This window comes from Psychrobacter sp. ASPA161_6 (assembly GCF_051970285.1).
Lineage (GTDB): Bacteria > Pseudomonadota > Gammaproteobacteria > Pseudomonadales > Moraxellaceae > Psychrobacter > Psychrobacter glaciei.
This window is the reverse complement of sequence record NZ_JBEFNJ010000005.1, coordinates 1-24,740: the sequence shown is the minus strand read 5'-3', so window position 1 is coordinate 24,740 and position 24,740 is coordinate 1. Positions and strand designations below refer to the sequence as shown.

Sequence of the window (24,740 nt, the reverse complement as noted above, 5' to 3'; positions counted from 1 at the left end):
TCCAAAATAATAGTTATTTGACAGTTATATGGCTTGGTTGGTTAAAATTCATCATCAGTTCAATATAATAAAATACGGCAAGCATGACATCCAGCGGGGGTGGGTTCCCTCGCTAACCGTACTCTTACCACTTAATTACTGATGTTACTCATATTGCTTTTGGATTGTCTGCTTCAGTAATGATAGTGTTTTTACCTTCGCGTCTACCAGCATCGGTTTTTACTGGTTGTTCGCCAGTGTCTTTAGGAATAACAATTTCATGGTCATGATTGTCGCAATCTACATCGCTGTCTTTATCGTATGCCACAGGGTCAAAATGCGGGACATCATTATGAACATCTGAAGTATCTTTGGCTAATTGCTGAGTTGGGGTAGTCATCGTTTTTCTAAACAGTTTGTCCCTCTTATGCGGATGAGAGTCAGCGTCGTCATTTGCTGATTTTTTGCGAGGCTCGCTGTTTGTGAAGATAGTGCCCAATGGTAAGTTTAGCTGTGCTTTGGCAAACGCCTCAGTATTCTCAAATCGAGCGACCAACAGGCTTAACCAAGGTTTCTGATCTTCCTGATTCATCTCGTCCAGCTCATCCTTGATAGGTAGCGGATAAGGCAATGTACGATAAAAGTCCCATAACGTCATGTTGCGCAAGTCTTTTTTAAGCACATAGTCATCGTCTTCGGTCATAGTAATGAGATTGCTATCTTGCAGATAGTTAATATAGGTATACCACTTCGGTAGCTCTTTGCGGCCCAGCACATTACGCAGTGCTTGCTCGCTAACCGCTTCACCCTCTAAGTGATGGGTATACACGAGATTTAGCATGTCTAACAAGCTAAGCAGCGGATGGCGCGGGTAGACTTCCTCAGTTTCAAAAATCGTCAAGGTATAACTAATCTCAACCCCTAATAAAATTAAATTCCAAGACAAATATATCCATAATAAAAAGATAGGTAGCGCGGCAAAAGCACCATAAATCGCCTCGTAACTGGTAAAGTTTGCCATCACAGTACCAAAAAGATGCTTCATCAGCTCAAAGACAATGGCAACAAAGATACCGGCAATCGCTGCATTTTTTGCTGGCACGCGAGCTTTTGGGATAAACCAATACATCCCGATAAAACCAGCGATGGTGATGCCAATTGAGACGGCTTGTACCCAAAAAGACCAATCAATACCATAACCCGCAATTTGACGGTTTAAAAAACTCAGGCTTTGCACAGTACTTGAGGCGATAAATGCCGTACCCAACACCAGCGGCCCTAGGGTAACGATGGTCCAATAGCGCAGCATGCTTTTAATGCCACCTGAACGATTTTCTACGCGCCAGATTTGGTTAAAAGCACGCTCAATGGTTGTCAAAGTCATGATGGTCGTAAAAAACAACACCATCGCACCGATGATGGTGAGGTTTGATGATTTTTCCGCAAAGCTATTGATATACTCGCTGACCTGCATGCTTGATTGTGGCAGCAAGTTGCTATAAATCACCTCATAAATCTGTGCTCTGACCGAAGCCAATGCTGGTACTGAGGATAAAATCATCAGTAGCACCGTTAATATCGGTACGATAGATAGCATGGTCGTATAGGTAAGTGACGCCGCTTTTTGTTGGCAGTTGTCTTCAAAAAAATGCCGAATCAAAAATCGTAAGAACTGAAACCAGCGTTGGTGTAAAAATGGGATTTTTTTTAATAAGTTTTCCATGTCGACCATTTAGCAGCGATAAGAGTGACAATAGTGTAACAAAAATGTACTATCCGCATCTGCCAAATAATTGTGTCAAAATGCACAGCGGCAACCGTTAACGGGTTTGGCTCGCTACAATGTCAAGCAGCGTTTGTTTGCATGTCAGTCAATGACTGGGGCATAATGTGCACATATATTCTGGTGTTTAATCCTGCACGGTACATGGGCATAGAAGTGGCTGTGCGAAAATTGACAGCCTAATGGCAGCGTAAAACGCTGGTACACTGCGAATACTGCTAAAGACAATAACGTCGATGATTTTATGAGGAAGTTTTGCTAATGAGTCAGACCACCCCTTATGTTTTGGTGCTTTATTATTCGAGTTATGGTACGACTAAGACATTAGCATATGCGATTGCACAAGGGATTGAGGATGCTGGCATGACCGCACGTATCCGTACTGTGCCTACCGTTGCACCCGAAACCACGGCAAGCAAGCCTGCGATACCGGACGACGGTGATTTGTATTGCACGATGGATGATCTCAAAGGTTGCAGCGGTCTGGCGCTTGGTAGTCCGACGCACTTTGGCAATATGGCCGCGCCCATGAAATACTTTTGGGACAATACGGTCACCCTTTGGCTAGCAGGCAATCTACAAAACAAGCCAGCTTCGGTATTTACAGCGACCGGCTCGATGCACGGTGGTCAGGAGACGACACTGCTGACCATGATGTTACCGTTGATGCATCATGGCATGATGATCGTGGGTATACCGTATGCAGAACCCGCCCTCAATCGTACCAATCGTGGTGGTACGCCTTATGGTGTGAGTCATGTTAGCGGCGCGTTGCATGATCAACCGGTATCTGCTGATGAGCGTGAACTGGCAATTGCGCAAGGTCGTAGACTTGCCATTACGGCGACGGCTTTAGCACAGGCTAACTTTGGTCGCTAAGTCGCACTGATGCTAAGCCGCACTGATATATTGCTTATAAGGAAAAGATACTTCTAATGGCTATTAACCGTTCTGATAACAAGGCTAATGCCCCAATAGAAAAAGCTACTGACGCTGGCAAGCCTATTGCACCGATGCGTCAACGCTTGCTGCTCACGTGGTTGGTTTGGATGGCATACCGGTTACTGGCCTTGCCGATTATGATCAGTGTTTTTAATCCGACTAGCCCTGATATCATTGGTGGCATCGCTTGGCAAACGCTGTGGTTGATTCCGGCTTTTATCTTGACACCAGTGATATTACGCGGCCGCTCGCCCTATATGCTATTGATTGGCAGTATGCTGACCTTGGTGTATTTAGGGGCTAGTGGGGTCGTGCTGTTTACTCGTTTTTATGGCAGCAGCGTGATTGAAATTCTGGTCTATTTGCTTGATTTTGTCTTACTATTTGCAATCAATGTTTGGTTATTTATTTTACTAAAGCGTCTGCCATCGATGAATAATGTCGTTAAGCAGCCTCGTTCTCGCTAGTCGTTTATTCTTGATTTATCAGCATAAAAAAGCGGCGCTTCATTTAGAGCGCCGCTTTTTTTCGTATTTTTACTGGTGTGATAAAAGCCTTAATTGACTTTGGTTAATTCTAAGTCCATCTTTTTGCCATCGTTAATCTGACTTACTTTTACCGGTAAATAATCTAAGCTTGGCGCTAACCAAAAACTGGTAGAGCGGCTATTGTCATCATGGATACGATCGACACGCACGGTATCAAAGGTACCAGCTGGCACAGTGATTTTGGTATTGCCAGATTTTTTAAAGGGTGTTTTCTCAATTTTATCTTTCTTCGCCATATAGTAATTACCTGAGAATTTACCGTTCAGTAAATCTTGGCGAATTTGCACCTCAAGGCTCAAATCATCAAAGGCTTGCTGCGCCATACTCATGGTTGAGGTTTTGCCTCTATAGTTACTGGTAACCTTTTTGCTACTTGGGTTAAAGTCTAATTTATGTGTACGTCCAATACCTAGGAGCTTATAGGTGGTACTGGCCTGAGTTGGGATCACATTGTTACCATTGATGGTAAACGTACTATTTTGTGCCGCACTTGCTACGCCAGCCACCCGTGCATTGACATTGTACTTCCATGTATTGCCCGATTTGTTGAGCGTACGGGTAGCCGTGCCTTTATATTTGTCTTCAACGGTAAAGCTATAATTGGCGTTCGATGGTTGAATGGTTTTTGCGCTGGCAAGGGTAGGTGCGGTCATACTTAAAGCTCCGATAGCAGCAATACTGGTGCCCGTGGTCAAGGCAGTTAAGAGTTTGGACTTGCTGCGTGTGGTGTTACTAGAATCGGCTATTGATGACTTTTTATTTTTTGATAAAAAACTCATGGATGTTCCTTAGTTAATATGATGCTGATATAGCAGCTTTTATCGATAGTTCTTATTATGTTGATAGCTTATATTTCTAGCCCCTATAATGGTCATACTCTGTTACATTTTCAAGAGCAACAGCAGACTGGCACGTGTAGTGCTTGTAGCAAATGTTGCTATAAAGCTTGATCCAACGATTAGAGGTAACTTGCTGTAAAGTCAGAAATAAGAGACAAATAAAACATAGGTTCTATATTAAGTGCCGCATTAAGTACCGCGATTTAGTAGCCTTTCATTCAGCCAACACTCTTCAATATATTCATTTCTCATTTTTCCAAAGTTAGTACATGGTATTTGCCAAATAATATTAAATGATAGAAAACACTGAATACTAAATTATCATTAGAATAATCTTGTAAATTTTTGGCGTTTACACTTGAAGCTAGCCCATCTTGCCCCCACTTTTTGATACAAGCTCAAAGCTTATCTTTAGATTGCTGCTTTTAAGCGGTAATGCTTATAGATATTGGTATTGAGACCATTAATTCAAATAAACCCTTATTATTAATAACCAATTATTGGAGACATATTGATGAATATTCGTCCTTTACATGATCGTATTGTTGTCCGCCGCATAGAAGAAGAAACAAAAACGGCTGGTGGTATCTTGCTTCCTGGTTCTGCTCAAGAAAAGCCTTCACAAGGTGAAGTGCTAGCAACTGGTAACGGTCAGATTCGTGACAACGGTGAAACTCGCGCGTTAGATGTAAAAGCTGGCGACAAAGTCTTGTTCGGTCAATATGCTGGTCAAACTGTCAAGGTTGACGGCGAAGAACTACTTATCATGAAAGAATCTGATGTATTGGGTGTGCTAGAAGGCTAGTCCTTTTTGAGTATTGTTATACTTAGCGCATTTTTGACAATATCATTGAAACATTTAATTGCATTCTCATACTTATAATAGTGGAGTAATTTAACATGGCAAAAGACGTAAAATTCGGCATAGATGCCCGTAAACAAATGATGGACGGCGTAAACGTTCTAGCAAACGCAGTACGAGTCACACTAGGCCCTAAAGGTCGTAACGTGGTAATCGATAAGTCGTTTGGCGCACCTACCATTACTAAAGATGGTGTTTCGGTTGCCAAAGAAATCGAGCTTGAAAACAAATTTGAAAACATGGGCGCTCAATTGGTTCGTGAAGTCGCTAGCCGTACCAACGATGTCGCTGGTGATGGTACAACGACTGCAACGGTATTGGCTCAGTCAATCTTGCAAGAAGGCATGAAATCAGTTGCCGCTGGCATGAATCCAATGGATCTAAAACGCGGTATCGATAAAGCGGTACGTGCTGCTGTTGAGCAAATCCATTTGCTATCTACCCCAGCTGACGATTCAAAAGCGATTGCCCAAGTTGGTTCTATCTCTGCCAACTCAGACACCAAAATCGGTGAATTGATTGCTCAAGCGATGGAAAAAGTCGGTAAGCAAGGCGTTATCACTGTTGAAGAAGGTTCAAGCTTTGAAGATACCTTAGAAGTTGTCGAAGGTATGCAGTTTGACCGTGGTTATATCAGCCCGTACTTTGCGAATAAGCAAGACAGCCTGACTGCTGAATTTGAAAACCCATATATTCTATTGGTTGACAAAAAAATCAGCAACATTCGTGAGATCGTACCATTACTTGAGCAAGTCATGCAGCAGAGCAAGCCATTGCTAATCATCGCTGAAGACGTAGAAAATGAAGCATTGGCAACTCTAGTTGTGAACAACATGCGTGGCGGCTTAAAAACTTGTGCCGTTAAAGCACCAGGTTTTGGCGATCGTCGTAAAGCGATGCTAGAAGATATCGCAACGCTAACTGGCGGTACGGTTATCTCTGAAGAGATTGGTCTGAGCCTTGAGACTGCGACTCTAGAGCAACTTGGTACCGCTAAGAAAGTCACTGTCGGTAAAGAAAACACCGTTATCGTCGATGGCGCTGGTAACAAAGCAGATATCGAAAACCGTGTTGAGTCTATTAAACGTCAAGTTGAAGAATCAACGTCTGACTATGACAAAGAAAAGCTTCAAGAGCGTATGGCTAAACTGGCTGGCGGCGTTGCCGTTATCAAAGTTGGCGCTGCGACTGAAACTGAAATGAAAGAGAAGAAAGATCGCGTTGATGATGCGCTACATGCCACTCGTGCAGCGGTTGAAGAAGGCGTTGTACCTGGTGGCGGTGTTGCTCTAGTTCGTGCGATGAATGCATTGTCTGAGCTACGTGGTGATAACGACGACCAAAACGCTGGTATCAATATCTTACGTCGCGCGATGGAAGCACCATTACGTCAAATCGTGACCAACTCTGGCGAAGAAGCCTCAGTGGTAGTCAACGAAGTGAAGAGCGGTAGCGGTAACTACGGTTACAACGCAGCTTCTGGCGAATACGGCGATATGCTAGAGATGGGTATCCTTGATCCAGCTAAAGTAGCTCGTTCAGCGCTAGAGAACGCAGCATCTGTTGCCGGTCTAATGCTAACCACTGAAGTCATGATTACTGATTTGCCACAAGGCGATGACGGTATGGCTGGCATGGGTGCTGGCGGTGGAATGGGCGGTATGGGTGGAATGGGCGGCATGATGTAATTTTACTTTTGCTGCAAAGCGATTTTTCTTCGTCAGATGCGCTTAATGTACAATAGGTACTATTTTCGCTAGTCTTCCTCGATAAATCGCTTTTCGCTAGAAGTATTACCAACGTCACAAAGTCTGTTTAATCATAAAAGCCCTGTTATCGAAAGATAGCAGGGCTTTTTTGCGTTTAATACAATAGTTAGCGTACACAGAAAAACCCCAGCGAGCTGAGCTTACTGAGGTTTTTTATATCAAATTTGATTAATATTTCTAATATAAATTTAAATTTTCAATTAACTGATTATTAAGATATAGTTGTTATAGCGAATATATTCGCTATGAGTCACAAGCAATCAATCAAACCATAAGGAATTAACAGATGAAAATACTATCGATTGTGATGGCAGTATCAGCGTTAGCTCTATTTTCTGTTCCTAGTTCAGCTGAATATAAATTTCAGAATAGTATGCAAACGTCTCAAAAAGCGATGAGCATGTCTCGGGTTGAACGGCCACAAGTGATGCAGCTGTCGTTTGATAACAAAGAACGCAATACCAATGAAAAGGAGATTTACGAAAAGGTTATGAAAAATGCCAAAGCGAGCGGCTTTGAGCTCAAAGATATAGAAGCGATGAAAATAGCACATATCGTCAATGGCGCTTTAGATAATGAGCCGCCAGAAGCAGCGTCTATTAATATTAAAGTGACTATTCATCTAAAAAGACCAATTAAGATAGAGGTTGAGATTTCTCTATAATTTATTCGTTCTCTCATCAACAATTTTAAAAGCCATACTTTATGAGTCACTTACTCTATATACATAAAATAAGACCCTAATAGACTTTATATTTATTAGGGTCTTACAATTAGAGATTAATCACAGGCAGAGGTTGATTGAAGGTATTACTGCTACTGACTCGCCTCATCCCGTCTAAACGTCCACGTTTTATCATCAGAAGCATCTTCACAATAGTAGTATCCAGCCAAATCAAATTGCTTTAGCTGTTCAGCATTGGTCAGCTTATTATCTGCCGCATATTTCACCATTAGTCCACGCGCTTTTTTGGCATAGAAGCTAATGACTTTATATTGGCCATTCTTCTCATCTTCAAATCTTGGCGTGATAATCTCCGCATTCAAGGCTTTCTTCTTTACCGCTTTAAAGTATTCATTAGAAGCAAGGTTAACCAAAACTTTGTCATCGCTATCAGCCATGCGCTTATTAATAATCTCAGTGATTTCTTCGCCCCAAAACTCGTATAAATTATCGCCACGCTCATTTTTAAGCTTAGTACCCATCTCAAGTCGATACGGCTGAATAAAATCCAGTGGCTTTAGCACGCCATAAAGACCGGACAAAATACCCAGATGTTCATTGACGTAGATAGCGGTGTCTTTGTCCATGTGATACATATCAAGACCCGTATAAACATCTCCATCAAACAAATAGCCTGCGGGTTTAGCATTACTGTCCGTAAAGTGAGTATTAGCACTCCAAGACCAGTCCTGATTGCGCTGTGCATTCAGCTGTGCCAAGTCATCAGAGATACTCATCAGCTCTTGCAAATCAATCGGCTCTTTCGACTTCAGGATTTTCATCAGTGCCTGTGAGTGCTCAATCAGCTCAGGCTGACTATAGTAGTTGCCTAAATTGACTGGCACAGTGTCTTTCTCATTCAAAGATTTGGCAGGGGAGAGTACAAAATACATCGTTATTCCTTATTATAGTGAATCAATGACCGACCTGTTGAGGTGTCAAGCTTTCTCATTATACGATATACACAGGTTTAACTTGACTTACTCGTCGTGGTTTTGTATTTTTTAACAGTATACTGGTAGTTTATAATTATGTCACAGGTCGTTACTGGTTCTCTTAGCCTACGTACCATAAGGGCTGACAAGTTAGTTGAAAAATAAAAATTTTTAATATAACAATAAAAGTTATGCAGATGGTGTAAATGCCTAACTTTTTATTTTACTTGTGGGTCATCATTAGTCAATGAAAGTTAGCCGATGATATCTCTATAATAAAAAGGCATGATGGCAAACCAGCTATCATTTATTAAATTGATAATCTTTGGTCGTTAATGTTAAACCAGTAGTGACCAAAGGTTTTTTTGTCCCCTGTGCTTTTTCAATGTGCGTTGAGGGTATTAAAAGTAGTCATTAAGACGTAAGTAAGGAGACGGTATGAAAATCGGTGTAATCAGTGCAGATATCGCGAGCGAAAGTCGCGTAGCGATAACCCCAGACGCAGTCAAAAAATTGCGTAAGCTTGGGTTTGAAGTCGTCATACAGTCAGGTGCAGGTCAAGCAGCATATTATGCTGATGAGATGTATCAAGCTGCCGGTGCCGAGATTGCCAGTAGTAGCGCCGAGGTCATTACACAGTCTCGAATTATTACCACGGTCAATGACTTACCTGCTGCGGCGATAGAACATTTGACCACGGGTCAAATCGTCGTTGGTATGCTCGATCCGTATCGTAATAGCCAGCTAGATGCTTATGCTGCCAAAGGTGCTACTGCTTTTGCGATGGAGTTATTGCCGCGCACATTGTCACGTGCACAGAATATGGATGTCTTGTCATCACAAGCCAACCTTGCCGGCTATAAAGCGGTATTACTGGCAGCCAATGAATACTCGCGTCCTTTTCCAATGTTCATGACCTCAGCGGGTACAGTTAAGCCTGCCAAAGTGGTCATCTTAGGGGTTGGGGTTGCAGGTTTGCAAGCCATTGCGACGGCAAAGCGTTTGGGCGCTGTCGTTGAAGCCAGTGATCTACGTCCTGCTGCTAAAGAGCAAGTTGAATCCCTAGGCGGTAAATGGCTTGATGTACCGATGAGTGAAGAAGAAGCGCAGAAAGCCAAAGCGACAGGCGGCTATGCGTGGACACCATCAGAGCAATATATCAAAGACCAAGCCGCTGTGGTAGACAAAGCGTTAAGCAATGCCGATATCGTGATTACGACGGCGCAGATTCCTGGTCGTAATGCACCGCGCTTGGTACACGGGGCAACACTTGCCAAGATGAAGGCAGGCTCAGTGCTGATCGATATGGCTGCTGGAACGGGCGGCAACGTAGAAGGCAGTGTGCCTAACGAAACCATCACTACGGATAATGGCGTGCGTATCGTTGGTGCTGCCAATATTCCATCGATGCTAGCGGCGCAGTCTTCAGATTTGTATGCCAACAACTTGGTTAACTTTATCACGACCTTAATTGCGCCTGCTGGCGATGACGCTTCAGCAAGTGACACATCAGCTAACTTGGCACTTAACTTAGACATGGAAGACGAGATTCAGGGCGCACTGGCGGTGACACATGACAGTCAGGTACGACTGGCCAAACGCTAGTTTGACTGGCTAAGTTTTGACAGCCTGTCATCACAACATTGTCACTACTAACGTTGTCACCATACATTTGCCAGTAACGAATAAATTTTTAGGAGGATAAGATGATTGCCACTATTTTAGCTGCCGCGCCAGCCGGTGCCGCCATGAGTAGTACACCATTTGTAGCGATTTTCACTGTATTTGTGCTCGCTATTTTTGTCGGATACTACGTGGTTTGGGGCGTTACGCCTGCACTACACACACCATTGATGGCCGTCACCAACGCATTATCAAGTATTGTCATCGTTGGTGCGATGCTACAGACCGTCACGATTGATGGCTCTATATTTACACCAACCAGCTTGCTGGGTGCCTTTGCGGTATTTCTAGCCAGTGTCAACATCTTTGGTGGTTTTGCCGTGACTGAGCGTATGCTTGCGATGTTTAAACCCAAAGTGAAAAAAGCACCCGCTCTTGAAACTGGGACGACTGAAAATGGAGGCAACGCATGAATGATTTTTCAACAATGATTGCGGCAAATGCGGATTGGTTTTACCTAGTCGGCGCTATTCTTTTCGTTTTAACCCTACGTGGTTTATCTAGTCCAAAAACGGCTATTCGCGGCAACCGCTTTGGTATGGCGGCGATGGCGATTGCTGTTGTGACCACTTTCTTCTTAGCAGAAGGCCCTGTTCTTTGGTTGATTATTGGTGCCATGGTATTGGGTGCGGTCGTCGGTATGTGGAAGGCAAAAACGGTCGCGATGACCCAAATGCCAGAAACCGTTGCCTTGATGCATTCTTTCGTCGGTTTGGCAGCAGTTGCGATTGCCTTGGCAACCGTATTGCATACTGAGCAGCAGCATGGCGCGGTTGCTCGTGTCGAATTGTTCATCGGTTGCTTTATCGGTGCGATTACTTTCTCAGCGTCAGTATTTGCTTTCGGTAAATTGGCGGCGAAGAGCTGGGCCAAAACATTGGTCGGAGGATGGGTCAAACCTGTCCAAGCGCTACTGTTTATTGCGATGATCGGGTTTGGCGGCATGTATTTCGTCACTGATTCATTACCTGCCTTTTATGCGATGGCAGTGATTGCAGTTATCTTCGGTTGGATGTGGATTGCACCAATCGGTGGCGGTGATATGCCAGTGGTTGTATCACTATTGAACTCATTCTCAGGTTGGGCGGCAGCGGGTATTGGTTTTACCCTCGGCAACTCAATGCTTATTATCGCAGGTTCACTGGTCGGTTCATCAGGTGCAATTCTTTCTCATATCATGTGTAAAGCCATGAACCGCTCATTACTCAACGTACTGTTCGGTGGTATGGGTACGTCAGCTGTGGCAGCAGGCGGCGATGATGGTGCACCAAAGAATTATAAAGCTGGTTCAGCAGAAGATGCAGGCTTCTTGATGGCCAATGCCAGCAACGTTGTGATCGTACCGGGTTATGGTATGGCGCAAGGTCGCGCGCAGAATGCAGTAAAAGAGCTGTATGAGCTGTTAAAAGAAGAAGGCGTTAACGTTCGTTTTGCCATTCATCCAGTTGCTGGTCGTATGCCTGGACACATGAACGTCCTATTGGCTGAAGCGGATGTGCCTTACGATGACATTCTTGAGATGGATGAGATTAACTCAGACTTCGCTAGTACGGATGTGGTCTTGGTCATCGGTGCCAACGATGTGGTCAACCCATCTGCAAAAGATGATCCGACTTCTCCAATCTTTGGTATGCCAATCTTAGAAGTCAGTAAAGCGCAAACGGTGATGGTTATTAAGCGTTCGATGAGTACGGGTTATGCAGGACTTGATAATAGCTTGTTCTACATGGACAAAACCATGATGATTTTTGGCGATGCGAAAAAGATGGTAGAAGAGATGGTACGTAGTATCAATGGCGCTCATTAATCTTTAGAGTAAGCGGTTAAATATTTACTTCTAAATATAAGCTTTTAAATAAAAAAGTCACTGAGGTGGCTTTTTTTGCGTTAAGGTACGACTCGCTTATATTCAATCATTGTTTACATCAAATAAGTTTATACAAAATAAGAGTTAAGAAGGTTATTTATGAATATGTTGATACGTTTTTTTATTATGGTTAGTTTGCTAAAACAACAACTTAAGCAGCAATCAGTGAGTGAAACGCTCAGTATAGAGACATTGACCGCACCGACGGTTCGCCATTATCGAATCTTGCCACATGATATGGGGTTTCGCGACCATCTACCTAACTATCGCTACCTATCTTTTATTGAGCTAAACATTACGCGATGGGTAATGAAGCACTGTCACCAAAAAGGCATTAAGCCCCTAAACTGGGTCATCGCCATGCAAGAGATGATTTATCTTAAGCAAATTAAGTTTTTGGACAAAATGACGCTCAGTAGTGCGGTCGCAGGATGGGATCACAAATATGTATATTTTGAGCATCGCTTCTTTGTAAAAAACCAGCTAATGGGCGTCGGCATGACTAAGTTTGTTTTTACAGACGATAAGGGTATGCGCACACCAAAGGTATTGGATATGACAGGCGAGCAGATGACGAATACGATTACCACGTGGAATGAACACCAAGTAGCAGTTAAATCTACCAAATCTGCTGAGCCAGCTGAAGCAACAGAGACAGCTTAACGAACTTGCCTATAATCATAAGACGAATTTTGGTAGGATGGGGGCTATTAAAGCGATAACATTTTTTCTTAAAATTAAAAAAGAAGGTACCATTATGATCCCACAAAAACTAAAATGGACAGACAGCTTAGATATCGCTATCGAGCTTTATGAAAAATTCCCAGAGACCGATCCACAGTACATTCGCTTTACAGATTTGCATCGTTGGGTGACCGAGCTTGAAGGCTTTGATGATGATCCACAAAAATCTAATGAAGGCATCTTAGAAGCCATTCAGATGAACTGGATTGATGAAGCGGATTAGAGTAACTTTGCTACTAACTATAAGTTACGTACTCTATAAGCTACGTACTACTTCAAATAAAAAATCGACTAAATATACAGGACAGGCGCTATCATGACTTCACAAATTAAAGAGCTATCCGAAGCGATAGTTTGCAAAGGCCTCAGTGCTCGTACCACTAATAACGCTGAAATCAGCCATGACACTGCTAAATTGGGTCGTTTATGGCAAAAATTCTACCAAAATCACGTGAAGAGTCTTCCTGAAGGCGAGGATATTTATGGCGTTTTTCATAACTATGAAAGTGATGATTTAGTAGGCGCTTTTGATGTCGTGGCAAGTTGGAAAGTAGACAGTGAGCAAGATCAACAAAGCGCTGGCAATTTAGTAACGGTCAGCATTCCTGCAGGGAAATACTTGGTATTCTCTGAACAAGGTCGAATGCCTAATACAGTGATGAACGCTTGGGAGAATGCTTGGACTTACTTTAACGATCCAAGCTGTGAGCATACTAGAACGTATCAGGTCGATTTTGAGCAGTATATCGGTGGTAATCTAGAGTTTGGGCAAATAGATCTTTATATTGGTATTGAGTAGAACCATCGTTAGACTATAGGATAACTATGAATAAAGATTGGCCATATTGCGGAAGAATCGCATATTTGTCAGGTGGAGTTCTTGCTACTAATGAACCACTAAGTGACGTGATCACATTATGGCCTAAAACTATAGATGGAAAAGTATGTGAAATCTCAATAGAGACTTTTGGTAAACTATATTATGCTCTTAAAAAATATAATTTATTGATTGTGGGAGTTGATTTTATAACTAACCCTCTTGAGGCTACTGGTGAAGCACCAATGCAATTCAGAGGTTATGTCGAACAGGACATTATATGGCCTAATTGGGATGCTATGGATAAATGGGCTAGTTTGTCTTTATCAGCATTCCACAATAAGAACGGTCTCGCATATGATATTTCTAATAGAATTAACTTTCAGTTAAATTCAATCAATAACCGTTTGAGAAGCCTTTGCTTGGCTTATCATAATCAGTTAAATGCGCTAGCTTTGAAAAATATTTTTAAAAATGGACAACGTTTTCAGGATGGTTTCACTGATTTAGTTTATCAGGAATTTCACTCTTTTTTGTTTGATGCTGGAATACTGCGCGACTACTTATGTGAGTATGTATATAACTATTCTGGCAAAGGCTCTCTAAAAGAAAAAATCAGAGAGATTCGTAAAAATCATAAGTATGAAATAACTTCAGCCAGTGGATTGTTCAAATGTTTAAAAGAAATTGAAAAACGATCTGAATTAGAGTCTTATTTTGAAATTGAGATGAGTGAAGGTGGTTGGTTATATGAGTTAGGCCAATATCGTGATTTAGTAATGCATTCTGCTCCTATCAATTTGGCTAACTTTCCCTTATATGCTATTCAAGAATATTTATTTTTACCAGATTCTAAAGAGATGATTTCAGTCCGTTTCCCTTTACCTGATAATCCCTCAGAATTATATAGTGAGCGTAGTAAGAGAAAAAATTTCAACAAATACATTGAACAGTTTAAAGAGCTTCGACAAAGCTCTTTAAACTGTCGTGGGAAATATGATTGCTTAGAATATGCACATCTTGTATTTGGGTTACTGTCTAATCTTTCGTTGGATGTAGCAAAAGAGTCACCATTTAAACCAATGCGTCAAACTTACTTTCTTACGGACAGCGGAACTATATCTGTACCTGAATATATAGATGAGAGCTAATACTAACTAAATAGAAGGTATCTTATTGTATATTCATCAAGTAGTGATTATCATGTAAGACTTAGTTCTATTAAGTATGAGAATGCATAAGCAAAAATAGTAAATTAATAACAAACTCAAAAGTAAAGAAAAGCGCCAATCTAAAGCAGATGGCGCTTTTTTTACCTCTAAATAACTACAATTAGTCCAGTAGTAAATTTTCTAAAATCCCTTCATAAATCTGCGCAAGCTTTCCTAAATCGTCAACTTCGACTTTTTCATCAACTTGGTGAATCGTGGCATTACGCACGCCAAGCTCAACCACTTGCGCACCCGTTGGCGCAATGAAGCGTCCATCTGATGTGCCGCCAGACGTGGATAACGTAGTATCAACATCGGTCACTGCTTTAATCGCACGCTGGCAAGCAGACACTAGCTTACCTTCTGGGGTCAAAAATGGCTGACCAGACAATTTCCAATGGATATCATAACTGGCATGATTCTCTAAAATCTGGCTATCTTTAAAGTACTTATCAAAAATGGCATGTGTTTTCGCCTTTAGCTCATCTTCGCTCGTTTCCGTTGAAAAGCGAAAGTTGAACACGACTTTAAGTGTCTCAGGAATGACGTTAGTCGCGCCTGTGCCACTATTTATATTAGAAATTTGTAGAGACGTCGCAGGGAAATAGTCATTGCCGTTATCCCAAGTGGCGTTTGTCAGTTCTGCTAATGCTGACATAGCGGCATGGATGGGATTGGACGCGAGATGCGGATAAGCGACATGACCCTGTTTACCAGTGACAGTTAGCACCGCACCCAATGAGCCACGACGACCATTTTTGATAATATCGCCCAACGTATCGGTGCTTGATGGCTCGCCAACCAAGCAATAGGTGATTTTTTCTTGACGTGCTTCTAAGGTTTCAATGACTTTGACGGTGCCGTTAATTGACGGGCCTTCTTCATCTGAGGTGATTAAAAAAGCAATAGAGCCGTTATGCTTAGGATGATTAGCAACGAAACGCTCGGCTGCGACAGTAAAGGCGGCAATCCCTGTTTTCATGTCAGCAGCACCGCGAGCCCATAGATAACCGTCAGCGATAGTTGGCGTAAATGGTGGATAAGTCCAATTGTTTTCATCGCCTGTTGGTACGACATCGGTATGCCCAGCAAAACAAATAACTGGATCGGCTGTGCCACGGCGCGCCCATAAGTTTTTGACTTCAGCATGCTCGCCAGTCTTATCTCTATCGCCAAAATACATAAACTCGCAGTCAAAGCCCGCTTGCGCTAATCGTTCTGACAACATATCTTGGCAGCCATCATCATCTGGGGTGACGGAAGGTCGTTCCAATAACGCAATACTTAAATCTAGAGTTTCTTGCTGATGGGTAGGGTTTTCTTTATTGGAGTCAGACATGAATAAACCTTTTTTATTATAAATTAAGATGATAAATATTTGATATTAAACGCTAAGATAGAGCCAGTCGCTGCTTCGTATTTTCTAAGGGCTTTACATTCTAAGGGCTTTACATATTGTCTTCAACGAACGGCACCAAGCCATCACGGCGCATCCAAGTCGCAATAGAGTAGCGTTGGCGATGAGCGATTTGTACTTGATGCTGTAGATCGCTGGCAAATATGATTAATCTGTTGGCGACAGGCATGACGTTATGATGAATGCCATGTGTATCGACGATTTCTAGTGCGCCGCCGTCAGTTGATGCCCATTCATCATTGAGATAAAATACTGCCGAAATAACACGTTCATCACGACCAGCCGGATTGTCACTGTGCCATTGATAGCCAAAACCAACTGGATAGCAAGCATAATGCGCTTCACTATGACGAATACCAGCAAACAAACTGCGATTGAACAAAGCGGCAAGTGTATTGATACTTTGCAAATAATAATAACCAGCAAAGAAATTTTCCGTGATCCAGCGGATTTTATCACCACGGATATCACTGAGGCGAATGCCAGCAGTCAACTCTGCATCACGATAGTCAATAAAACCACTTTCCGCTTGTAGCGCCAATAATGCAGTGCTGTCAAAGACATCATCAATGATTAGCCAGCCATCCTCTACAAACTTATCAAACTGCGTATCTGTTAGCTTGTTTTCCCAATCAACGTCAAAGTCAGATGTTTGCAGGACGTGTTGAGTTGGCGGCTCATGGCTATAGTCTTCACTTGGGACAAACAGCAGAGGCGGATTATCCTGACCGATTGGCTGATCGACAACCAATTGTGTCACCTCAAGATTGCTAGTAATCTTCGTCATTTCGTCTCGCCGTTATCAATAAACACTCAATTAGCTGACAATACACAGCCAATCGATGCCTTTTTACCAAAACCATCGTTATCTTTTACTCTGCCTATGCTACCATAGATGCAATTTTTCTTATTTAAACTTTTGAACTTATGAATTATAAACACGCCTACCACGCTGGTAACTTTGCTGATGTGGTCAAACACATTTTATTGGTACAATTACTCAACCAGCTGGGGCAAAAAAACAAACCTTTTTATGTGCTTGATGCTTATGGCGGTCGTGGATTGTATTCACTTGCCAGTGAAGAGGCGCGCAAGACAGGAGAAGCTAAAGGTGGTATCCAATCTTTAGTAAAGGCCGATGTCGAAAAAGCACCGCCTGCTGTCAAAGACTATATAGAAGGTATCAAGCAAGCCCGTTTCACTTATGACAAAAAAGTCTATCCGGGTTCGCCTTGGTGGATTGCGCATCATATCGAAAAAAATCCAGATGCAGGCGTGCGCGGCGAAGCGTTTGAAGCCAAAGCCAGTGAGTACGACGCGCTTAACTATCAGCTACATAAATTGCCAATCGGCATTCATCATCGTGATGCGTTTGAAGGTATTCGTGCCGTTATTCCACCACAAGAACGTCGTGGTCTCATATTTTTGGACCCTCCTTACGAGCAAGAACACAAAGACTTTACTCGCCTGATCGACCTATTGGTGCACTCTTATAATAAGTGGCCACAAGGCACATATGCATTATGGTTCCCGATCAAAAACATTGAAGCGGTAGAGCTGTTCTATAAAAAGCTAAAACGTACTGAAATGAGACGTCAGTTGGTTTGTGAGCTAAATATTTATCCGAACGATATCGCCGTGGGTCTTAACGGCACAGGAATGCTGATTATCAATCCGCCATGGCAGTTTGATAACCATGCGCGTGAAATTCTACGTTTCTTGCAGCCAGTACTAAAAGTTGCCAATGCCCCAGACTTAACGCCTGATAGTGCGACCAATGTGCGCTGGCTCGTCGGCGAATAATAGCGACAGTAAATAAGGGTGTCAGTAAATAACGGGGTCAATGAATAGCAATGTCGGCCAATAAGGATATTAAGATGACAAACGTGCAACCACCTACCGGCCAACCAAACAATGCGCCTCAAAACGATGGTTTGCTGCAAGATAATGCAGCCACCCAGCCACCTTTTGTTGATGAGCATGAGTTTAATATCCGCTTAGCGGATAATGACAGCTACGACGGCTTGACCTTTGAGGTGATTGAGGCAGAAGTTGCTGAAGGGAAACGTGTGGTCAGTCGCGGTGTGTATTTAGCGCCCAATTTGATCACTACGTTGTCATTACTGTCAGGCTTTTACTCGATTTTGGCGAGTACGCAAGGTGAGTTTTACAAAGCCTCTTTAGCCATCTTTTTATCTGCCATTCTTGATGGGGCAGATGGTCGCGTCGCCCGCATGCTCAATGCCCAAAGCCCGTTTGGGGAGCAGTATGATTCTTTGGCCGATATGCTAGCATTTGGCGTTGCACCGGCTATTTTAATTTATAGTTTTGCGCTACAGCCCTTGGGTCGTATTGGTCTTGGCTGCGCCTTTGTATTCACGGCTTGTGGTGCTTTCCGCTTGGCACGGTTCAATGTGCAGGTTGGTACTGTCGACAAAAAATACTTTGTTGGTTTAGCAAGTCCACTTGCGGCTATATTGGTCACCTCAGCTGTTATGGTAGCAATAGACCATAATCAGTGGATAGGACAGTACGATACACTTGTCATGTTCTTATTCGCGGCTTGGGTCGTTATTTGCGGTTTACTGATGGTTAGTAATGTTAAGTATTACAGCTTTAAGGAATTTGACAAAAAGAAAGTACCGTTTGTGGTTCTTATCATTGGTGTGCTGGTCATGAGTATTGTGCTTTATGACATCCCTGTTGGTATTTTAGCGATCGGTATTATTTATGCTTTATCAGGTATCGTGACTACGATAAAAGCAAATTTTAAACACTAAATTTGATGTCTTCCATATCTTATTTTAGACTGCTATTAATTATTTTCAAACTTTAATCATTTAAGTTAGTTAATGCTAAAACAACTCTAAGTATATCTTGTAAGAGCCGCTTATTTATTAATAAGCGGCTTTTTTGTGTCTTATAAAAAATCATTATTCTCTTTATAACTTGTATGCCGTCATACATAGGTCATTGAAGTTATCTATATTCAACAGATAACTTCAATAAATAAAAACTCTGTACGCATACATGTCATAGCCAGTATTTTTTTCTAGCATCACGATATATTCTTCAAAGGATATATTTATATGTTACACATTAAAAACAATGACTTTACAATCAGCATATAATATTACAATATGTATCCATAACGTTTCTTTTTATATCCAAATAGAATATAAATATTTCTAGAGATGAGAGGTTCACCTCTTAAAGTTTTAAAAAGAATGTCTCAACCTTCTATTGGACATGCCGTTCATGGAATGCCCCAATCAATAGCTTCTTTGTTTAACTGTTTATCAACACTAACGTCTATGCCTAATAGTGCTAGCCCAACGATCAGTCTATTTGTATAGTCATCATACAGTTGCTTCGATAGTGGCTTTACATATACAGGATACTCTAATGCTAAACCATGTCTACCGCGTTATCTTCAATCGTTCAACAGGCTGCTATGTTGCAGTGAGTGAAATCACCAAATCTGGTGGCAAATCTAGTAAGTCATCTACGGTGGGTACTGTGACAGCTAGCACGACAGGAACAACGTTACGTCGTCAAGCGATCGCTGTAGCGATAGGAAGTGCATTGGGACTGATATCGGTGAGTAGTCAGGCAGATGTGTGCAGAACCTCGTCGATATCTGGATTTCCATCATCAGATCCTACATCTTCTTTATCAAATTCTTCTATAGCTTGTGGCTTTAACAACAGTACAGCATCAAATAATTTTAGCACAGCAATAGGGTCTGTAAACACTGCTTCAGGTTATGCGAGCACAGCTATAGGACATAGCAATAAAGCTTCAGGCGCCTTTAGCTCAGCCATAGGGTCAAATGCGACCGCTAACATTGATAATAGTATTGCCTTAGGAGAGGGAAGCGTTACTACAGCCAATGCAGGTGTGACAGGTTTTAACGCAGGTACGAATACCGATGCCACATGGCGATCTACTCGCGCTGCTCTCAGTATCGGAAATACTAATGCTGGTTTGACTCGTCAGATTACAGGCGTTGCCGCAGGTACGACAGATACCGATGCGGTCAATGTGGCGCAGCTTAAGCAAGTCGCAGAATCAAGCGGTGATACTACACGCTATGTCAGTATTAACTCAACTGAGACGGGCGCAGGCTCTAATCGTGATAATGATGGCGCAACAGGTGCGAATGCAGTAGCAATTGGGGTAGGTAGTGAAGCCTCAGGTAGAGATAGCGTAGCGGTGGGTCGTAGCAATGAAGCCTTAGGTTCTCAAAGCTCAGCGATGGGTTTTGGCAACACAGCCTTAAGTATCAACAGCTCAGCGATGGGTCTTAGTAACACCGCCTCAGCTACCAACAGCTCAGCACTAGGTAGTAATAACAAAGCCTCAAGCAGTGGTAGCTCAGCGTTGGGTAGTTCCAATGAAGCTTCAGGATTCTTTAGCTCAGCGGTGGGTTATGCTAACGAAGCCTCAGGCGATCGTAGCTCAGCGGTAGGTAGTGATAACGAAGCCTCAGGACGTTCCAGCTCAGCGATGGGTCGTTTGAACACAGCCTTAGGAGACTTTAGCTCAGCAGTAGGTTTTAGTAACACAGCCTCAGGTAATGACAGCTCAGCGCTAGGGAATCGTAATACAGCCTCAGGTTTTAATAGCTCAGCGTTAGGTAGTTCTAACACAGTATCAGAAGCAGGTGCGACTGCCATTGGTAGTGGTAGTCCTTTTACACGAGTTCCAGTAGCAGGCGCCGTCGCACAAGCTGACTTTACCGCTGCGACCACGCCTATACAGACAGATAGTCAGAATCGACGCTTTAAAGACGATGGTAATGGTGGTCGAATTTTTGAGTTTGCAATGAGTGACTATGAAGACTTAGGCATAGGCGCAACCGCGAGTGGTATCCGCGCAACAGCGGTTGGTAATACCTCAGTCGCTAGTGCTCGTGATAGCTTAGCGATGGGTACAGGATCGACGGCTAACATTCGTAATAGTATTGCACTAGGATCACAAAGCGTTACCACAGTTGACGCAGGCGTACAGGGGTTCGGTGCGGACACCAGAACTACGCCAGTATGGCAATCAACGCTAGCGGCAGTCAGTGTCGGTGATACTAGCGATGCTGATCCTGCTAACTGGCAAACCCGTCAAATCACAGGCGTGGCTGCGGGTACGACTGATACCGACGCGGTCAATGTGGCGCAGCTGAAGCAAGTCGCAGAGTCAAGCGGTGATACCACGCGTTACGTGAGTATTAATTCAAATGAGACGGGCTTAAGGTCTAACGCTGACAATGATGGGGCCACAGGTTTAGATGCAGTAGCAATTGGGGTCTATAGTAGAGCCTCAGGTACTGAGAGCTCAGCAGTTGGTTATAGCAATGCAGGATCAGGAGACTTTAGTTTAGCAATAGGTGTTTTTAACACAGCCTCAGCAGATTTCAGCTCAGCAGTTGGTTATAACAACACAGCTTCAGGAAGTTCCAGTTCAGCAATGGGGATGGGTAATACCGCCTCTGGAAGTTCTGGCTCAGCAGTAGGTAGTTCGAACACAGCCTCAGGAAGTTCCAGCGCAGCAATGGGGATTGGTAACAGGGCCTTAGGAAACGCCAGCTCAGCAGTAGGTCTTCGTAACGTGGCCTTAGAAAGTTCTAGCTCAGCAATGGGCGTTGGTAACACAGCCTCAGGTAGTTCTGGCTCAGCACTAGGTAATAATAACACAGCCTCAGGTTTTGTAAGCTCAGCATTGGGTAGTAGTAATACAGCTTTAGCCAATAGTAGCTCAGCAGTTGGTTATGACAATGAAGCTTCAGGAGGTTTCAGCTCAGCAATGGGTAGTAGCAACATAGCTTCAGCCAGTGGTAGCTCAGCGATGGGTTATGTCAATAAAGCCTCAGGTAATGATAGCTCAGCATTGGGTCGTGCAAATGAAGCCTCAGGCAACAATAGCTCAGCGCTGGGTCGTAGTAACACAGCTTCAGGTAGCTCTAGCTCAGCTATGGGTCGCGATAATAGAGCCTTAGGTAGTGATAGTGCAGCGATGGGTTATGAAAACGTAGCCTCAGGTACTGCTAGCTCAGCAGTAGGTATTTTCAGTGAAGCCTCAGAAGCAGGCGCTACTGCCGTTGGTAGTGGTAGTGCAAATCCGATTATAAGAGTGCCAGTAGCAGGCGCTGTCGTACAAGCTGACTTTACCGCTGCGACCACGCCTATACAAACAGACGATTTCAATCGCCGTTTTAAAGATAATGGTAATGGCGCTCAAATCTTTGAGTTCGCAGATGCAGACTATGAAGCTCTCGGCATAGGCGCAACCGCGAGTGGTATTCGCGCAACAGCGATTGGTAACTCATCAATCGCCAGTGGTCGCGATAGTATCGCGATGGGTACAGGATCAACGGCTAACATTCGTAACAGTATCGCTTTAGGTAGCCAAAGCGTCACCACAGTTGATGCGGGCGTAAAGGGATTCGGTGCGGACACTAGAACCACACCAGTATGGCAATCAACGCTAGCCGCAGTCAGTGTCGGTGATACTAGCGATGCTGATCCTGCCAACTGGCAGACCCGCCAAATTACAGGCGTGGCAGCAGGTACGACAGATACCGATGCAGTCAATGTGGCGCAGCTGAAGCGTACAGAGACCAACTACAGCACAGCGTTGGGAGGTGGTGCGTCTTTTGGTGCTAATGGCGCTTTTCAAGCACCAACTTATCGTATCAATAAGACTGACTACAGTGATGTCGGTTCAGCATTTACCGCAGTGGATGGCAGGTTGACAGATTTGCAAGGACAAATAACCAACATCGCATTAACCCCTGGACCTAAAGGGGACAAAGGCGATCAAGGTGAAACTGGCCCTCAAGGTCTAGTAGGGTCTGACGGCATCAATGGAACAAATGGTATTGACGGTCAGAATGGTACTAATGGCGTAGACGGCATTAATGGTCAAGATGGTGCACAAGGTCCAGCAGGGTCTGACGGCATCAATGGAACAAACGGTATTGACGGTCAGGATGGTGCTAGTGGCGTAGACGGCATTAATGGCCAAAATGGTGCTGATGGTGCTGATGGTGCACAAGGTCCAGCAGGTCAAAACGGAACAGATGGTTTAAATGGCACTAATGGTGTTGATGGGATCAACGGTCAGAATGGTACTAATGGCGTAGACGGCATTAGTGGTCAAGATGGTGCTGATGGCACTAACGGTAAAGACGGTGTTGATGGTGCTCAAGGACTTACAGGTCAGGATGGTATCGACGGCGCTAAAGGAGACAAAGGTGATTCAGGTATTAGCGAAGAAGCTAAAATTGAATTAGAAAGTAAAATCGAAGACAGCCAAGCTCGATTCTTTAGCGTTAATGGCGCTAGTGGCAGTGAAGATGCAGGTAATTATAACGGTAATGGCGCTACTGCTGACGGTGCGATAGCAATCGGAGTTAACGCTCAATCTAAAGGTAAGGATAGCATCGCCATAGGCACTAATAATACAGTGACTGGCGATCAATCTACCAGCGTGGGTAATGGCAACATCGTTTCAGGTGATCGCTCAGGTGCATTTGGAGATCCTAATATTGTTGGTGGTAACGCCAATTATGCAGTTGGTAACGACAACATCATTGGTGATACTACCAGTAACTCAGTAGTACTAGGTAGCAACGCAACAGTGGGTGCTACAGCGGCAACAATTGATACCAATAGTTCACCAACTTTTGCGAACGAGACTAATGCCTCAAACTCCGTTGCTATCGGTGAGTCGGTGAACGTCCAAGCAGCCAATGCAGTGGCTATCGGTGCTAATAGCAGTGTGACTAATGATAACTCTGTCGCGTTAGGCGCAGGATCACAGACCAGTGCTGATAACACCGTATCGGTGGGTAGCGCGGCTAACCAGCGCCGAATTACCAATGTTGCCGCTGGTGTTGACTCCCATGACGCAGTCAATCTGGCACAGAGCCAAGCAGGCGATAGTCAAACTTTAGATACTGCTAATGACTATACCAATCAGCGTTTTGCAACAATCGATCAGAACTTAAACTCATTTAGGGGCGATGTGGATTCACGCTTCAAAGAGCAAGATCAGCGTATCGATAAAGTCGGAGCGATGAGCGCTGCTATTCAAAACATGGGTACTAGTGTGAGTGGAATGAATCAGCGCAATCGCATAGGTCTAGGTATGGGCTTCCAAGGAGGCGAGCAAGCAGTAGCTATCGGTTATCAGCGTGTAGTTTCTGATAATACATCATTGACCTTTAGTGGTGCCTTTAGTGACGATGAATCATCTGCAGGGGTAGGTGTAGGTTTTGGCTGGTAAATAAACGACTAAATCAATCAATACCTCTCTAATCTACATATTAAGAAAAGCCAGTTCTGAACTGGCTTTTCTTAATTCCTATAAGGCTTATATCGTCCTACTAGCCATTTGATAGCAATGTTTTGTACATACAATACTCTCAGTGCGCTGGTTCAAATGTTTAAAATAATAGTCTAAAATATATAAACTGATGCTATCTAGCTAAGATAAGTCTATCAAACCCCTTGACCCAGTCTTAAAACCCCGTATAATGCGCCCTAGTCGAAAGGGAAGGCTGTTTAGAATGAGTGATGAGACATTTACTTCAAACTAAATAGAAATTACCTCTTGACACAGG

Annotated in this window: 20 protein-coding genes; 15 read left to right on the top strand and 5 right to left on the bottom strand. The window is 43.4% G+C overall.

Annotated elements, in window-relative coordinates; translation table 11 throughout:
* Positions 1–148 precede the first annotated feature (148 nt).
* On the bottom strand, positions 149–1,702 hold the full coding sequence (locus tag ACTQ9T_RS12810; RefSeq protein ID WP_440465330.1) for a YihY/virulence factor BrkB family protein: 1,554 nt from the start codon (positions 1,700–1,702) through the stop codon (positions 149–151).
* Between the two features lie 321 nt (positions 1,703–2,023).
* Here ACTQ9T_RS12810 and wrbA point away from each other — a divergent pair, with 321 nt between their 5' ends.
* Positions 2,024–2,641 (top strand): NAD(P)H:quinone oxidoreductase, encoded by a 618-nt coding sequence (wrbA, locus tag ACTQ9T_RS12805; protein ID WP_415196091.1) that lies wholly within the window; start codon positions 2,024–2,026, stop codon positions 2,639–2,641.
* 56 nt (positions 2,642–2,697) lie between these two features.
* A complete protein-coding gene (locus ACTQ9T_RS12800; RefSeq protein WP_210541401.1) occupies positions 2,698–3,171 on the top strand; it encodes a hypothetical protein in 474 nt (157 codons plus the stop codon).
* 89 nt (positions 3,172–3,260) lie between these two features.
* Here ACTQ9T_RS12800 and ACTQ9T_RS12795 read toward each other — a convergent pair whose 3' ends face one another.
* Complete coding sequence (locus tag ACTQ9T_RS12795; RefSeq protein ID WP_440465329.1) at positions 3,261–4,031, bottom strand: DUF3108 domain-containing protein; 771 nt, start codon at positions 4,029–4,031, stop codon at positions 3,261–3,263.
* A 571-nt stretch (positions 4,032–4,602) separates the two neighbouring features.
* Here ACTQ9T_RS12795 and ACTQ9T_RS12790 point away from each other — a divergent pair.
* The 3 genes from ACTQ9T_RS12790 to ACTQ9T_RS12780 all read left to right on the top strand — a co-directional run bounded on the left by ACTQ9T_RS12790 (position 4,603) and on the right by ACTQ9T_RS12780 (position 7,386).
* Positions 4,603–4,896 (top strand): co-chaperone GroES, encoded by a 294-nt coding sequence (locus ACTQ9T_RS12790; protein ID WP_025652227.1) that lies wholly within the window; start codon positions 4,603–4,605, stop codon positions 4,894–4,896.
* Positions 4,897–4,991: 95 nt separating this feature from the next.
* Complete coding sequence (gene groL, locus ACTQ9T_RS12785; protein WP_189586337.1) at positions 4,992–6,641, top strand: chaperonin GroEL; 1,650 nt, start codon at positions 4,992–4,994, stop codon at positions 6,639–6,641.
* A 367-nt stretch (positions 6,642–7,008) separates the two neighbouring features.
* The gene (locus tag ACTQ9T_RS12780) at positions 7,009–7,386 is read left to right on the top strand and encodes a hypothetical protein (RefSeq protein ID WP_440465328.1); all 378 of its coding nucleotides are present in this window, start codon (positions 7,009–7,011) and stop codon (positions 7,384–7,386) included.
* Between the two features lie 152 nt (positions 7,387–7,538).
* Here the strand turns inward: ACTQ9T_RS12780 and yaaA are convergent, their stop codons facing one another.
* Positions 7,539–8,339, bottom strand: coding sequence for a peroxide stress protein YaaA (gene yaaA / locus ACTQ9T_RS12775; RefSeq protein ID WP_440465327.1), 801 nt, complete (start codon positions 8,337–8,339; stop codon positions 7,539–7,541).
* 480 nt (positions 8,340–8,819) lie between these two features.
* On the opposite strand from yaaA, the gene ACTQ9T_RS12770 reads away from it, so the two are divergent.
* From ACTQ9T_RS12770 to ACTQ9T_RS12740, 7 genes are all read left to right on the top strand, one after another.
* Entirely contained in the window at positions 8,820–9,986 is a 1,167-nt protein-coding gene (locus ACTQ9T_RS12770; RefSeq protein ID WP_440465326.1) for a Re/Si-specific NAD(P)(+) transhydrogenase subunit alpha, read from the top strand.
* Positions 9,987–10,129: 143 nt separating this feature from the next.
* Positions 10,130–10,477, top strand: a complete 348-nt coding sequence (locus ACTQ9T_RS12765) for a proton-translocating transhydrogenase family protein (RefSeq protein WP_201574529.1) — start codon at positions 10,130–10,132, stop codon at positions 10,475–10,477.
* Positions 10,478–10,491: 14 nt separating this feature from the next.
* The gene (locus ACTQ9T_RS12760) at positions 10,492–11,871 is read left to right on the top strand and encodes an NAD(P)(+) transhydrogenase (Re/Si-specific) subunit beta (protein ID WP_440465376.1); all 1,380 of its coding nucleotides are present in this window, start codon (positions 10,492–10,494) and stop codon (positions 11,869–11,871) included.
* A gap of 159 nt (positions 11,872–12,030) precedes the next feature.
* Positions 12,031–12,594, top strand: coding sequence for an acyl-CoA thioesterase (locus tag ACTQ9T_RS12755; RefSeq protein ID WP_440465325.1), 564 nt, complete (start codon positions 12,031–12,033; stop codon positions 12,592–12,594).
* A gap of 94 nt (positions 12,595–12,688) precedes the next feature.
* Positions 12,689–12,898 carry a Fe-S cluster assembly protein IscX gene (iscX, locus tag ACTQ9T_RS12750; RefSeq protein ID WP_010196865.1) on the top strand — a complete coding sequence of 70 codons (210 nt, stop codon included), beginning with the start codon at positions 12,689–12,691 and terminating at the stop codon, positions 12,896–12,898.
* A 93-nt stretch (positions 12,899–12,991) separates the two neighbouring features.
* Complete coding sequence (locus tag ACTQ9T_RS12745; RefSeq protein ID WP_440465324.1) at positions 12,992–13,474, top strand: GyrI-like domain-containing protein; 483 nt, start codon at positions 12,992–12,994, stop codon at positions 13,472–13,474.
* Between the two features lie 26 nt (positions 13,475–13,500).
* Complete coding sequence (locus ACTQ9T_RS12740) at positions 13,501–14,643, top strand: hypothetical protein (protein WP_440465323.1); 1,143 nt, start codon at positions 13,501–13,503, stop codon at positions 14,641–14,643.
* A gap of 181 nt (positions 14,644–14,824) precedes the next feature.
* Here the strand turns inward: ACTQ9T_RS12740 and dapE are convergent, their stop codons facing one another.
* Positions 14,825–16,042 carry a succinyl-diaminopimelate desuccinylase gene (dapE, locus tag ACTQ9T_RS12735; protein ID WP_440465322.1) on the bottom strand — a complete coding sequence of 406 codons (1,218 nt, stop codon included), beginning with the start codon at positions 16,040–16,042 and terminating at the stop codon, positions 14,825–14,827.
* 109 nt (positions 16,043–16,151) lie between these two features.
* Positions 16,152–16,907 (bottom strand): 2OG-Fe(II) oxygenase, encoded by a 756-nt coding sequence (locus ACTQ9T_RS12730; RefSeq protein WP_440465321.1) that lies wholly within the window; start codon positions 16,905–16,907, stop codon positions 16,152–16,154.
* A gap of 140 nt (positions 16,908–17,047) precedes the next feature.
* Here ACTQ9T_RS12730 and ACTQ9T_RS12725 point away from each other — a divergent pair, with 140 nt between their 5' ends.
* The 3 genes from ACTQ9T_RS12725 (at position 17,048) to ACTQ9T_RS12715 (ending at position 24,403) form a co-directional block, all read left to right on the top strand.
* On the top strand, positions 17,048–17,923 hold the full coding sequence (locus tag ACTQ9T_RS12725; RefSeq protein WP_010196880.1) for a 23S rRNA (adenine(2030)-N(6))-methyltransferase RlmJ: 876 nt from the start codon (positions 17,048–17,050) through the stop codon (positions 17,921–17,923).
* A gap of 74 nt (positions 17,924–17,997) precedes the next feature.
* Positions 17,998–18,900, top strand: coding sequence for a CDP-diacylglycerol--serine O-phosphatidyltransferase (gene pssA, locus ACTQ9T_RS12720; RefSeq protein ID WP_227676214.1), 903 nt, complete (start codon positions 17,998–18,000; stop codon positions 18,898–18,900).
* A gap of 625 nt (positions 18,901–19,525) precedes the next feature.
* The gene (locus ACTQ9T_RS12715) at positions 19,526–24,403 is read left to right on the top strand and encodes an ESPR-type extended signal peptide-containing protein (RefSeq protein WP_440465320.1); all 4,878 of its coding nucleotides are present in this window, start codon (positions 19,526–19,528) and stop codon (positions 24,401–24,403) included.
* Positions 24,404–24,740: the final 337 nt, after the last annotated feature.

Bases quoted from the DNA above. Each gene is read 5' to 3' on its own strand.
- ACTQ9T_RS12810 (WP_440465330.1), bottom strand. From the start codon at position 1,702: ATGGAAAACTTATTAAAAAAAATCCCATTTTTACACCAACGCTGGTTT.
- wrbA (WP_415196091.1), top strand. From the start codon at position 2,024: ATGAGTCAGACCACCCCTTATGTTTTGGTGCTTTATTATTCGAGTTAT.
- ACTQ9T_RS12800 (WP_210541401.1), top strand. From the start codon at position 2,698: ATGGCTATTAACCGTTCTGATAACAAGGCTAATGCCCCAATAGAAAAA.
- ACTQ9T_RS12795 (WP_440465329.1), bottom strand. From the start codon at position 4,031: ATGAGTTTTTTATCAAAAAATAAAAAGTCATCAATAGCCGATTCTAGT.
- groL (WP_189586337.1), top strand. From the start codon at position 4,992: ATGGCAAAAGACGTAAAATTCGGCATAGATGCCCGTAAACAAATGATG.
- ACTQ9T_RS12780 (WP_440465328.1), top strand. From the start codon at position 7,009: ATGAAAATACTATCGATTGTGATGGCAGTATCAGCGTTAGCTCTATTT.
- yaaA (WP_440465327.1), bottom strand. From the start codon at position 8,339: ATGTATTTTGTACTCTCCCCTGCCAAATCTTTGAATGAGAAAGACACT.
- ACTQ9T_RS12770 (WP_440465326.1), top strand. From the start codon at position 8,820: ATGAAAATCGGTGTAATCAGTGCAGATATCGCGAGCGAAAGTCGCGTA.
- ACTQ9T_RS12765 (WP_201574529.1), top strand. From the start codon at position 10,130: ATGAGTAGTACACCATTTGTAGCGATTTTCACTGTATTTGTGCTCGCT.
- ACTQ9T_RS12760 (WP_440465376.1), top strand. From the start codon at position 10,492: ATGATTGCGGCAAATGCGGATTGGTTTTACCTAGTCGGCGCTATTCTT.
- ACTQ9T_RS12755 (WP_440465325.1), top strand. From the start codon at position 12,031: ATGAATATGTTGATACGTTTTTTTATTATGGTTAGTTTGCTAAAACAA.
- iscX (WP_010196865.1), top strand. From the start codon at position 12,689: ATGATCCCACAAAAACTAAAATGGACAGACAGCTTAGATATCGCTATC.
- ACTQ9T_RS12745 (WP_440465324.1), top strand. From the start codon at position 12,992: ATGACTTCACAAATTAAAGAGCTATCCGAAGCGATAGTTTGCAAAGGC.
- ACTQ9T_RS12740 (WP_440465323.1), top strand. From the start codon at position 13,501: ATGAATAAAGATTGGCCATATTGCGGAAGAATCGCATATTTGTCAGGT.
- dapE (WP_440465322.1), bottom strand. From the start codon at position 16,042: ATGTCTGACTCCAATAAAGAAAACCCTACCCATCAGCAAGAAACTCTA.
- ACTQ9T_RS12730 (WP_440465321.1), bottom strand. From the start codon at position 16,907: ATGACGAAGATTACTAGCAATCTTGAGGTGACACAATTGGTTGTCGAT.
- ACTQ9T_RS12725 (WP_010196880.1), top strand. From the start codon at position 17,048: ATGAATTATAAACACGCCTACCACGCTGGTAACTTTGCTGATGTGGTC.
- pssA (WP_227676214.1), top strand. From the start codon at position 17,998: ATGACAAACGTGCAACCACCTACCGGCCAACCAAACAATGCGCCTCAA.
- ACTQ9T_RS12715 (WP_440465320.1), top strand. From the start codon at position 19,526: ATGCTAAACCATGTCTACCGCGTTATCTTCAATCGTTCAACAGGCTGC.